Source organism: Coriobacteriia bacterium (assembly GCA_014859305.1).
Lineage (GTDB): Bacteria > Actinomycetota > Coriobacteriia > Anaerosomatales > Kmv31 > Kmv31.
Genome location: JACUUM010000056.1, coordinates 1 through 12,037, shown reverse-complemented (window position 1 = coordinate 12,037; position 12,037 = coordinate 1). Strand labels below are relative to the sequence as shown.

The following is a 12,037-nucleotide window of genomic DNA, read 5'->3' as shown; positions in this document are numbered from 1 at the left end:
GGCGGATCCCAGGCGGATCCCAGGCGGATCCCAGGCGGATCCCAGGCGGATCCCAGGCGGATACCGTGCGTTCCCATCTCTACCCGGCGCTGCCTTCCGCGTGCTAACGTCGGCTGTAGCGGGCCGAAGCCGTCGGCCCTGGGGACGGGGGGAGCCGATGGGAAACAGGAAGACGGTCTCGATCGCGGTCGCCGTGCTCCTGGCGCTGGCGACGGTCGCGCCCGCGGCGGCGTCGCCGGGGGCGCAGACGACGTCGCGCCGCACGCTCAGCCTGGAGCAGGCGAAGAAGATGGCGTCGGGCCCGCGCTCGGCGCTCTTCGACGACGACGACTGGGCCACCGAGTTCATCTCCGGCACCGTCACGCCCGACGGCGGCCTTTGGCAGGACGCCTGGGTCGCCGCGATCGCGATCCACGACGACGGCGGCGGATGGGAAGCGGCCGGGACAGGCGAGGTAGCCTCGGACGGCACCTACAGGATCGGGCTCTGGGCGGGGCCGGGCACCTACCGCGTGGCATTCTTCGACATGGGCAACGTGTACGAGGACGTGTACTACAAGGACGCTCTCACGCCCGAGGCCGGCACGGACGTCGCGGTGGCCGCGGGCCAGACGGTCACGGGCATCGACCAGACGCTGACCCCGTTGCCGGAGACGATGATCGCGGGCAACGTCTACTTCGAAGGCGCCCCGCCTCCGCCTCCGGGCTCCGTGGAGGTCGTCGGGATGCAGTACCTCTACGACGCGGAGGAAGGGGCGTGGGACTGGTGGTGGGTCAGCTTCAACACCGTCAAGGCCGACGGTAGCTACCGGCTCCACCTGCGCAGCCCCGGCACCTACCGCGTAGGCTTCTGGGACTACACGGGCGCGTTCGCCGAGGTCTACTACAAGGACGCCGCCGACGTCGAGAGCGCGACGGACGTCTCCGTCGACGAGACCGGGACGACGGTGGCCGGCATCGACCAGACGATGACCGTGGTCCCGAGCAAGGTCCTCGCCGGCAAGAACCGCTACGCGACGGCGGCGGCCGTGTCCCGGGAGGCCTTCCCCGAGGAGTTCTACGGGACCGTCGTCCTGGCCACCGGCGAGAACTGGCCCGACGCGCTCGTGGCCTCTCCGCTCGCGGGCGTGAGCTGGGCGCCGCTTCTGCTCACCCGCAAGGGCTCGCTGCCCGGGGAGACGCTCAACGAGATCCTGCGGCTGCAGCCGTTCGAGGTCGTCATCGTCGGCAGCTACGACGCCGTTTCGCTTGCGACCGAGGTGAACCTGAGGCTGCTCTCCGACGTGCCCGTCGTCCGGCGCCTCAACGGCCGCGACCGCTACGAGACGGCCGCGCTGGTCGCGCACGAGACTCTGGCGCGGATGTGGGAGGAGACGGCGGACGGCGCGATCGTCGTCTCGGGTGAGACTTACGCCGACGCGATGGCCGCGGGGCCGCCCGCCGTCTGGACGGGGACCCCGATCCTGCTCACGAGGAAGGACACGCTCCCGGCCGTGACGGCCAGGTGGCTGAAGAAGCGGAAGGTGTCCGAGACGCTCGTGGTCGGCGGCACGGCCGCGGTCGGCAAGGGCGTCGCCGCCCAGCTGCCGGACGTCACGCGCGTGGGGGGCAGGAACCGCTACGGCACGGCCGTGGCGCTCGCCCGTCACAGCGCTTCGGAGTACGGGATGTCGACGCAGATGTTCGGTGTGGCCTCCGGCGAGGACTTCCCCGACGGGCTCGTCGCCGGGCCGCTGCTGGGCTGGCAGGGGCGCTGCCTGCTGCTCATGCGCGCGTGGCAGCCCTCCGGCGAGACGCTCTCCTTCCTCGGCAGCTCCGAGGTCGCGGGCCTGACGTTCTTCGGCGGAGAGGCGGCCCTGGCCCCGTGGGTCGTCGACGAGCTGCTGGACGCCGCCGGGCTGCCGCCTGTCTATGGCTGGGACGACGGGGACTGGGACGACTTCTAGCAGGCGCAGGCGACCGGGCAGAGGCGCCGAGCCTGCGAGATACGCCACCGCCGCCGCGGTCCGCGCAGGGCCGCGGCGGTGACGTCTTCGCCCCCCGCCGCGCCCCGCGCTTGTGCTACCGTGCGGACCGGGGGAGGACGAGGCTTGGAGGGCCGCGTTGGCGGACGACACCGAGGACAAGCGCCCGGCCGGCTACGCGGATGCCGGCGTCGACACCGGGGCGGGTGCGCGCGCGGTGGAGGAGATGCGCGAGGCGGTGCGCTCCACCTACCGGCCTGAGGTCATCGGCGACATCGGGGGCTTCGGCGGATCGTTCGCGCCACGGCTCGAGGGGATGCGCGAGCCGGTGCTGGTGTCCGGCGCCGACGGGGTGGGCACCAAGCTCAAGCTCGCGCAGTTGCTCGACCGCCACGACACCGTCGGCATCGACCTGGTGGCGATGTGCGCGAACGACGTCGTGGTCTCCGGCGCCGAACCGCTGTTCCTGCTGGACTACATCGCCATCGGCAAGCTGGTTCCGTCCAAGGTCGCCGCGATCGTCGAGGGTGTCGCCCAGGGATGCCGGCAGGCGGGCTGCGCGCTGCTCGGCGGCGAGACCGCGGAGCACCCCGGCGTGATGCCCGCCGAGGACTACGACCTGGCGGGCTTCTGCGTCGGCGTGGCGGAGCGCGAGCGGATCGTCGACGGGTCGAGGATCGTGCCGGGCGACGTCGTGCTCGGCCTGGCCTCCTCGGGCGCCCACTCGAACGGCTACTCGCTGATCCGCCGCGCGCTGGTGGAGGGCCGCGAGGGCGAGCTGGGCATCGAGCGCCTCGACCTGGACGGCAGGACGCTGGGCGAGGAACTGCTGACGCCGACCCGCATCTACGTGCGCTCCGTGCTGGGGCTCCTCGCCGACGGCGCCGACGTCAAGGGGATGGCGCACATCACCGGAGGGGGCATCAGCGAGAACCTGAACCGCGTGCTCCCGGAGGGCACCGACGCGCTCGTCGCGCGGTCCGCCTGGCGCAGGCCACGCATCTTCGAGCTGCTCGCGCACGCGACCGGACTGCCCGAGGACGAGCTGTTCCGCACGTTCAACATGGGCGTCGGCTTCGCGCTCGTGCTCTCCGCATCCGACGCGGCGCAGGCAGCGGCCGCGCTGCGCTCCGCCGGAGAGCGGGTCTACGAGATCGGGGAGATCGTCGAGGGCAAGGGGGAGGTCGTCTATGAGTGAGTGGCACGACGATGGCCGCAGGATGCGCGTCGGCGTCCTGATCTCCGGCGGCGGGACCAACCTGCAGGCGATCCTCGACGCTGCCGACGACGGCCGGCTGGACGCCGAGGTGGCCGTCGTCGTCGGCAATCACGCCGATGCCTACGGGCTCACCCGCGCCGAGAACGCCGGCGTGGCGGCGGTCTTCCTCGACCGCGCGGCGTTCCCGACGCCGCGTGCGTACAACGACGCGCTGCTCGAGACCCTGCACGCGCACCACGCGGACGTCGTGGCGATGGCCGGGTACATGCGGCTCCTGGGCCGCCGGGTGCTCGAGGCGTATCCCGAGCGCGTGCTGAACATCCACCCGGCGCTGCTGCCGGCCTTCCCCGGCCCCGCCGGCATCCACGACGCCTTCGAGCACGGTGTGAAGGTCACCGGCGTGACCGTGCACTTCGCCTCCGAGCGCTTCGACGAGGGCCCGATCATCGCGCAGGAGGCCGTGCGCGTTGCCGAGGACGACACGGTCGAGTCGCTCGAGGCCCGCATCCACGAGGTCGAGCACGCCCTCTACCCGCGGGTGCTCCAGCTGCTCGCCGAGGACCGTCTCGTGATCGAGGGGCGGCGCGTGCGGATCGGATAGCGGATCGCGGCAAGGCTCGTCCCCGGGGGCAGCAAGGAACCGGTAAGGTTCCGGTAAGGCCTTCGGGTCAGGCTCGATGCGCGGCGCGACCGAGGGGGGAGCGTCGCGGCACGATCCCGCCACGTCGAGAGGGGGACTCGACATGGACTGGGAGCGCTTCGTACGCGAGGGTGCTCTCCACCGGAACGACCGCGAGTCGGAGTCCATCACGGACGCGCTGATACGCCGCGCCTGGAGCGACGTCGTCGATTCCCGCACCGCTCTGGCGGTGCGCGACTACGGCCGCGGCCACGACGGCCTGGAGCACGCGCTCGCTCACGCGGTCGAGGCGTACGCGGCCGCGCACGGGTACGATCGCGGGCCGGCCTGGACCTTCGTCGCCTGCCGCGAGATCGCCGTGCTCGCCTTCGGAGACCCGGCGGCGGCGGCGTTCGAGCAGAACGAGCGCTTCGGCGGCCTGCTTCGGGACTGGTCCGGGGATGCCCGCGCCGCCGAGGAGTCCGCGCAGCGATGCGTGGATGCCGTCTCGGCCTTCGCGGCGCTCGTCGAGAGCAGGCTCCGCACACGCTGACGCCCGGCCTCGTCAGGCTCCCGCCGGGCCGCTCAGGACCCCCGTTCCGCGTCCGCCGAGCGGCGCCGGCGCCCCTTCCGTTCGGCTATACTCACGGCGTCGGGGCGCGGCCGGAGGGGCCGCGACACGCGGGAGAGGGGTTCAATGGACCGGGTGAGGATTCAGCGCGCCATCGTCTCCGTTTCCGACAAGACCGGCGTGGTGGACTTCGCGCGCGAGCTGCAGGCCATGGGAGTCCAGCTCGTCTCCACCGGCGGCACCGCCGCCGCGCTGTCCGAGGCAGGGATCGCCGTCATCCCCGTCGAACAGGTCACCGGCTTCCCCGAGATGATGGAGGGCCGGGTGAAGACGCTGCACCCGAAGGTCCACGGCGGGCTGCTGGCGGACCGCTCCAAGCCCGAGCATCTCGCCCAGGCGGAGCGCAACGGGATCGGCCTGATCGACATGGTGGTCGTGAACCTCTACCCCTTCGAGGCCACGGTCTCCAAGCCCGGCGTCGCCCTCGAGGACGCGATCGAGAACATCGACATCGGCGGGCCTTCGATGCTGCGCAGCGCGGCCAAGAACTTCGCCGCCGTCACGGTCGTGGCCGACCCGGCGGACTACGACTCCGTCCTGGCGGAGATGCGCGCGAACGGCGGGACGACCGGCTTCGAGACGCGGCGCCGCCTGGCCGTGGAGGCGTTCAAGCGGACCTCGGCGTACGACGACGCGATCTTCCGCCACCTCTCGCCGCGGGAGCCCTTCCCCGAGGAGCTGCGGTTGCGTCTGCTGCGCGTCCAGGGTCTGCGCTACGGCGAGAACCCGCATCAGGAAGCCGCGTTCTACCGCGACGCGGAAGCCGCCGAGCACACTCTGGCGCGCGCGGAGCAGCTTCACGGCAAGGAGCTCAGCTACAACAACATCCTCGATGCCGACGGCGCGTGGGCTGCGGTCGCCGAGTTCGACGCCCCGGCCTGCGTGATCGTCAAGCACACGAACCCCTGCGGGGTCTCCGTCGCGGAGGACCTCCTGACCGCGTACCGCTACGCGCACGAGTCCGATCCCGTCTCGGCTTTCGGCGGCGTCATGGCGTTCAACAGGTCCCTGACGCGGGACGTGGTCGAGGCCATCGACGACAACGGCCAGTTCGTCGAGGTGATCGTGGCGCCGGAGTACGCGCCCGACGCGCTCCGGTCCCTATCCGAGAAGAAGAACCTCCGGCTCCTGCGCACCGGCGGGGTCCTGCCGCTGACGCGACGCGGCCACGACATGCGCAAGGTCGAGGGCGGCATGCTGGTGCAGACCTTCGACGTGGCCGCCGAGGACCCGTCGGCGTTCAAGGTCGTCTCCAAGCGGCAGCCCACGGGCGACGAGTGGACGCAGCTGCTCTTCGCGTGGAAGGTGGCCAAGTCGGTGAAGTCCAACGCGATCCTGCTCGCGCGCGGGACCGCCACCGTGGGCGTGGGCGCGGGACAGATGAGCCGTGTGGACGCGGCGAGGATCGCGGTGGAGAAGGCCGGCGAGCGCGCGCACGGGTGCGTGTGCGGGTCCGACGCGTTCATGCCGTTCCCCGACTCGCTCGAGGTCGTGGGCGAAGCCGGGTGCAGCGCGGTCATCCAGCCCGGGGGCTCGATGCGCGACCAGGAGGTCATCGACGCCGCGGACGCGCTCGGCATGGCGCTGGTGTTCACGGGGTACCGGCACTTCCGCCACTGACCGCGAGCGTCCGGCGCGCACGCGGGCACTACCGCCCAGAGAAAGAGAGCCGGTCCGGGGAGTCCCCGGCCGGCTCTCTTCTTCGTCGGCAACGGGTCGCCCCGCGACCGGAGTCGAGGGCTAGTGCTTCTGCAGCCACGACCACAGTACGCGCAGGCCGTCGTAGCCTCCTACCTTGCGGTAGACCCGCGGGTCGGGATCGACCATGTAGAAGACGGGAGGGGAATCGTTCGTGACCATCAGGATCGCGCCTGCGGCGGCGAGCTTCTCCTCGTCGGTCTTGGCCTGGGAGCCCAGGAGGTACAGGGCGTAGACCAACAGGCGGGCGTCGACGGCCTCCATGTCGATCTTCTTGCCGTACTTCTTCTTGAGCTTCTCGAACTCCGGCGTGGTCTGCGCGCAGACGTCGCAGGACGGCGAGTAGACGTAGATGACGGTCGGCTTGTCGAGGCGGTACTTCGCAAGCACGCCCTCACGCTCGCCGTCCCAGTCCTCGATGCCGCCTTTGAGGCGGTAGACCTTCTCGTACCCGTTGCGCACGAGCCACGAGGCCGCGGTCTTCGCCTTCGCGTCCTTGGATCCGTACACGACGATGGCCTCGTCCTCGGCCCACTTGCCGGCCTTCTCGGTGAACTCCGACATAGGCACGTTCACCGCTTCGGGGAGGCGCTCGAGCTCGAAGTCATCCTTCTCGCGCACGTCGACGATGACGGCTCCTGCCGCGGCCAGCTTTCTCAGCCGCTTGCCGTCCACGGCCTCGACCGCGGCGAGATCGAGCTCGTCCTCGGGCTCCACCGTGGAGGTGGCGACCGCCGCGGGCTTGGCCGGAGGCGCTATGCCCCCGGAAGGCGCCGGGTCGGGCGAGGTGGTCACCGGAAGGAGCGAGCAGCCGCTCGACAGCAGCGCACCGACGAGCAGCGCCGTGAGGACCGCGAGCAGCGGGCGGGACATCGTCCGGGCAGGCATCGATCACTCCCTCGTCAGGGGGGCGCGCACGTACGTCGTTGGTATCGGGAACAGGAGGGCGCGACTTGAGGGACCCGGGGCCTTCGGGGTGGAGCGTCACGGACGGAGGAACGGCGCCGCGAGCTCGACGCCCTCCTCGGCGAACCGCGCATGCAGCCGCGCCAGGAACTCGTCGCGCAGCGCGAACTGGCCGGCGTACTCGCTCACGTGCAGCACCACGTTCAGGATCACCCCGGCCGGCGTGAAGGCGCCCACGCGCGCGACGGGCTCTCTGTCGCTGGCGGCCGACGGGCTCTCGGCCGACACGGCGCCGGCGACCTCGGACGCGATCCGGCGTGCCGCCGCGACGTCGGTGCGGGGGTCGAGGGGCACCTCGACCACGAAGGCCATCCGGGCCTCCGGGCGCGAGAAGTTCACGAACGTGGCCGCCGCGAGCCTCGCGTTCGGCACGACGGCCACGTTGTTCGCCGGCTGGAGCAACGAGGTGTATCGCCACGTGATGTCGATGACGGTCCCTTCCACCTCCGTGTCGAGGATGCGGATGAAGTCGCCGGGACATATCTTCCTTGATGCCGCCACGGTCAGGCCGGCGAAGAGGTTGCCCAGCGTGTCCTGGAGCGCCAAAGCGACGGCCAAACCTCCTACGCCCAGCGCGGTGAGCAGGGGAGTGATGGAGACGCCGAGCCCGTTCAGCGCCAGCAGGGCGCCGATCGAGATCACGACGATGCGTGTGAGGTTCACGAAGATCGAGGTCGAGGGCAGCGGCGTGTCCTCTCGGCGCATGTAGACGCGCACCAGTCCCGAGGACAGGCGCACGGCCGCCAAGGTCGCGGCGGCTACGGCGCCGGTGAACAGCCAGCGCATCGCGAGCGCCTCGGCGCGCGGTGACAGGCCGGCGGAGACGACGGCGAAGTACGCGCCGGCCAGGGCGCCCAGCGCCGTGGGCATCCCCCGCACGGCGCGCGCGGCCGCGGCGGTGCCGACCCAGCCGCGGCGGCTGCCGGAGCGCTCGATCGCCGAGTGCATCAGGGCGTCGACAAGCCCGCCGGCCAGAGCGCCGGCCGCGACGAGCGCGGCAGGCAGGATGAAGCGTTCGAACAGCGGGTCCATCCGGGCCGGCCTCCCGATCGAAGTCACGCGCAACATGCTAGCGCAACGCCACCGGGAGACGCGCGCCCCGCCTCGCGATCCTGCGGCGCGCCGGCCCGGGCCCCTCAGACCCTCGGCGGGACGCCTTCCATCAGCAGGTCGTTGAGCATGTCGAGGTCGTGCGAGAGCATCCGCGTGATCAGGAAGTCGGTGCGGACCTTCTCCTTGGCGGCGCGGCCGAGCTCCGCTCCGAACCCCGGGTCCTCCATGATCCGCCGGACGTTGCGCACGAACCCCTCGAAGTCGTCCGGCGCGGAGAGCAGACCGGTCTTCTCGTGCTCGATCTGCAGCGGTATGCCGCCCACGGTGGTGGAGACGACCGGTTTGGCCTTCCACATCGCCTCGGTGACGGTGAGCCCGAAGCCCTCCCGGCTGGACTTCTGCGTCACGACGGCCGCTCCGCGCTGAAGTGCGTTGACCTCGGCGTTGCTGGCGTCGGTGACCAGGATGACATCGCCCGACTCGCGCATCTCGATCGTGTCTTCCACGACCTGCTGGTAGATCTGGATGCCCTCGGGATCGTCGGAGGCCATCGACCCGCACAGCACGACGCGGCAGTCGAAGTCGTCGCGCAGGCGCTTGAACGTCTCGATGACCCCGGGCATGTCCTTCCACTTGTCGAAGCGGCTCACCTGCAGGATGTAGGGCTTGTCAGCCGGGACCCCGAGCTTGAAGAGGTGCAGCGCGATCTCGTCCTCCTCCATGTCCCGGTTCTTCAGCGCCAGCGGGTCTATGGCGGGGTGCTGGATGACGTGCTCGTTCGGCAGGTCCTTCTGCACGTAGTCCTCGTGCGACACCACGACCCGGTCGTAGCGCAGGATGAACGGGGCGAGGAACTCCCATAGGTCGGAATGGGGGTTGGTGAGGTCGACGTGGCAGCGCCAGATCCAGGGCTGCCTCTTGGCGTAGAAGCGTATGAGCGGCAGCGGCTGCGGGTCGTGGATGATGATGATGTCGTCGTCGAGCTTGGCGTACGTGGCGAAATCGCCGTTGTTCATCACGTAGAGCTTCTTCATCTCCTCGGTGAGGTCGAAGTCCTGGCCGTGCAGCCCGTTGTGGAACTGCTTGGTGATGTTGAAGAAGTCGACCGGGCCCGGCACGATGCGCCAGTCCGCGTCGATACCGATGTTGTTCATGAGCGGCACGAACGTCTGGAGCATCTCGGCCACGCCGCCGCCGTAGTACGTCGCGTTCACGTGCATGACGCGCTTGCCGTACAGTTTGCGCGCCTTGGCGTGCAGGCTGCCGATCACCTCTTTGCCGACGATAGGCAGGTAATCCTCAACGATCAGCATCGCTGCCCCCCCGTGTTTCCACGACGGCCCGGCGGGCCCGCACCTAGGACCTCACGAGCCCCTCGGCGGGCTCCCGGTCCCCTTCGGCGGCCAGCTCCCACAGGAGCATCCGCGCGTCGTCCACCGAGGAGAGGCTGTAAGCCGCACGCGACGGTCCCCGGCCGACGCGAATCGTCCATGCCCACTCCGGCGCCGCCTCGAACAGGTCCTCATCGGTGCGGTCGTCGCCCATCGCGAGGATGAACTGGGGTTCCGCCCGCTCCATCCACCGGTGCGCCGCTTGACCCTTGTTCACGCCCTGGTTCTTGACCTCGAGCACCTTCTTCCCCTCGAGCAGGCCCAGCCCCATCTCGCCGGTCATCCCGACGAGCGTCTCCTTGAGCTCGCTCACCCGGGTGCCCGCCATGTCCGGGTGCGCCTTGCGGAAGTGCCACACCAGGGAGAAGTCCTTCTCCTCGATGAAGGAGCCCGGCGTGCGGTCCGTGAACATCTCGAGCAGCGGGCGCACCCGTTCCTTCCACGCGTTGGTCAGAGGGCCGCTGGTCACCCACTCGCCCTCGCGGCTCCGCAGCCACGCGCCGTGCTCCGCGGCGAGCCGCACCGGCAGTTGCCCGAGCCACTCCTCCAGCGTCGAGCGTTCGCGCCCCGAGACGATCGCCACGTCGTTCTTCTTGTCGTCGGCAAGGCGCTCGAGGAGCTGAAGCAGCTCGGGGTCGGGCCTGACGTTCTCCGGGCGCGCGGCGATACCCATCAGCGTGCCGTCGTAGTCCAGCACGAGGAGCCGCTTGGGCGCTCGGGCGTAGGAGTCCGTGAGCGCCTGCCGGCGCTCCGCGGAGAGCAGCTTCTCGTCGTACTCGTCCTGGAGGCGCTTCGTCACCCGCAGGCTCTGCAGGAAATCCTCGGCCCAGCGCTGCACGTCGTAGCGGCGCAGCCGCCGGTGCATCGCTTCGTTGCGCGCCCGCTGCTCGTCCTCGGGCATCGTGAGGGCGGCGTTGAGCGCCTCCACCGTCGCGTCGCGGTCGTTCGGGTTGATGATGAGCGCCTCGCCGAGCTCCTTGGCGGCACCGGCCATCTCCGAGAGGACCAGCACGCCCAGGCCGTCCTCGGCGCTGGCGGCGACGTACTCCTTGGCCACCAGGTTCATCCCGTCGCGAAGCGGCGTGACCATCGCCACGTCGGCCGCGGCGTACAGCCCCACCAGGCTGTGGAAGGGCAGCGACCGGTAGAGGTAGCGCACGGGCGTCCAGTCCATCGTCGCCCAACGCCCGTTGATGTAGCCGACCAGCTCGTCGACCTGGCGCTTGAGCGCCCGGTAGTGCTCCACGCGTGTTCGCGACGGCACGGCGACGCACACGAGGTTCACCTTGTTGCGCCACTCCGGATGCCGCTCGAGCAGCGAGTCGAAGGCCCGCAGGCGATCCGGGATGCCCTTCGTGTAGTCGAGGCGGTCCACGGAGAGCACGAGTTTGCGCTGACCCGTCTGCCGGGAGACGCGCTCGGCCTCGCGCCGCACCCTGCTCTCGAGCGGGGCCTTGGCATAGCGCGTGAAGTCGATGCCGATCGGGAACGCGTCGGCGTTCACGATCCGGTCGCGGAAGGCGATGCGTCCGAACTGGTCCTCGGCGCCCAGTATCCTCCGGCAGCTCGCCAGGAAGTAGCGCACGTAGTCGTACGTGTGGAAGCCGACGAGGTCCGAGCCGAGCACCCCCTCGAGCAATTCGGCGCGCCAGGGCAGCATGCGGAAGATCTCGAAGACCGGGAAGGGGATGTGAAGGAAGAAGCCGATGCTCGCCTCGGGCAGCCGGTCGCGGAGCATCCCAGGGAGCAGCATGAGCTGGTAGTCGTGCACCCAGATCGTGTCGCCGGGCTCGGCGACCTCGAGCACCGCGTCACGGAACTTGCGGTTGACCCGTTCGTACGTGGCCCAGAAGCCAGGGTCGAACTGGGCGTACTGGGTGAAGTGGTGGAAGAGCGGCCAAAGGGCCTTGTTCGAGAACCCGTGGTAGTAGTGCTGGATGTCGTCGGCGGTCAGGAAGACCGGTTGGGCGTGGTGCTCGTCGAGCAGCCGGTCGCGGATGTGCTCCTTCTCGGCGGCGTCCAGACGCCCCGCCGGGACCTCCGCCCAGCCGATCCACAGGCTGTCGCCCCCGTCGTGGTACGAGGCGACGGCGGTGGCCAAGCCGCCGACGGTGCGCCGGAAGTGCAACTGTCCCCGGCGTTTGTCCACATTGACGGGTAAGCGGTTGGAGACGATCAGGAGTCGGGACATGGCGGGTCGGGGGTCTTTCCTCCTGCCGCGTGATTCGGGAATCGGTATCCCCTATTCTTCCCTAAACGCCGTCCGCGTGCAGGGACTGAGCGTACGACCAGGTCAAAAGGGGAGTATCGGCCGCTCTTGGGGGAGGAAGGGGATCGTGGAGCCGTCCGGGAGGACGTCGCCGAGCGGTTTGACCCTCTTCCGAGCCGTCCGTTAGACTTCGTGTGCTCCTCGGCCGGGCGGTCGAGCCGGGAAGCGGTCGTGGGCCGTTAGCTCAGTTGGCAGAGCAGGGGACTTTTAATCCCAAGGTCGCAGGTT

The 12,037-nt window shown here is 70.1% G+C and carries 9 protein-coding genes; 5 read left to right on the top strand and 4 right to left on the bottom strand.

What is annotated here, in order from left to right; genetic code table 11:
* The first annotated feature begins 157 nt into the window (after window positions 1–157).
* From IBX62_09610 to purH, 5 genes are all read left to right on the top strand, one after another.
* Window positions 158–1,945 (top strand): cell wall-binding repeat-containing protein, encoded by a 1,788-nt coding sequence (locus IBX62_09610; protein MBE0477340.1) that lies wholly within the window; start codon window positions 158–160, stop codon window positions 1,943–1,945.
* Window positions 1,946–2,102: 157 nt separating this feature from the next.
* Window positions 2,103–3,161 (top strand): phosphoribosylformylglycinamidine cyclo-ligase, encoded by a 1,059-nt coding sequence (locus tag IBX62_09605; protein ID MBE0477339.1) that lies wholly within the window; start codon window positions 2,103–2,105, stop codon window positions 3,159–3,161.
* Between the two features lie 22 nt (window positions 3,162–3,183).
* Complete coding sequence (locus tag IBX62_09600; protein MBE0477338.1) at window positions 3,184–3,783, top strand: phosphoribosylglycinamide formyltransferase; 600 nt, start codon at window positions 3,184–3,186, stop codon at window positions 3,781–3,783.
* A 142-nt stretch (window positions 3,784–3,925) separates the two neighbouring features.
* Entirely contained in the window at window positions 3,926–4,354 is a 429-nt protein-coding gene (locus tag IBX62_09595) for a hypothetical protein (protein ID MBE0477337.1), read from the top strand.
* A gap of 144 nt (window positions 4,355–4,498) precedes the next feature.
* A complete protein-coding gene (gene purH, locus IBX62_09590) occupies window positions 4,499–6,052 on the top strand; it encodes a bifunctional phosphoribosylaminoimidazolecarboxamide formyltransferase/IMP cyclohydrolase (protein MBE0477336.1) in 1,554 nt (517 codons plus the stop codon).
* 120 nt (window positions 6,053–6,172) lie between these two features.
* Here purH and IBX62_09585 read toward each other — a convergent pair whose 3' ends face one another.
* The 4 genes from IBX62_09585 to IBX62_09570 form a co-directional block, all read right to left on the bottom strand.
* Window positions 6,173–7,018 (bottom strand): rhodanese-like domain-containing protein, encoded by an 846-nt coding sequence (locus IBX62_09585; protein MBE0477335.1) that lies wholly within the window; start codon window positions 7,016–7,018, stop codon window positions 6,173–6,175.
* A 96-nt stretch (window positions 7,019–7,114) separates the two neighbouring features.
* Window positions 7,115–8,128 carry a mechanosensitive ion channel family protein gene (locus tag IBX62_09580; protein ID MBE0477334.1) on the bottom strand — a complete coding sequence of 338 codons (1,014 nt, stop codon included), beginning with the start codon at window positions 8,126–8,128 and terminating at the stop codon, window positions 7,115–7,117.
* Between the two features lie 104 nt (window positions 8,129–8,232).
* Window positions 8,233–9,462: a glycosyltransferase gene (locus IBX62_09575; protein ID MBE0477333.1), complete on the bottom strand. Its 1,230-nt coding sequence runs from the start codon at window positions 9,460–9,462 to the stop codon at window positions 8,233–8,235.
* A gap of 43 nt (window positions 9,463–9,505) precedes the next feature.
* Complete coding sequence (locus tag IBX62_09570) at window positions 9,506–11,731, bottom strand: bifunctional alpha,alpha-trehalose-phosphate synthase (UDP-forming)/trehalose-phosphatase (GenBank protein MBE0477332.1); 2,226 nt, start codon at window positions 11,729–11,731, stop codon at window positions 9,506–9,508.
* Window positions 11,732–12,037 lie beyond the last annotated feature (306 nt).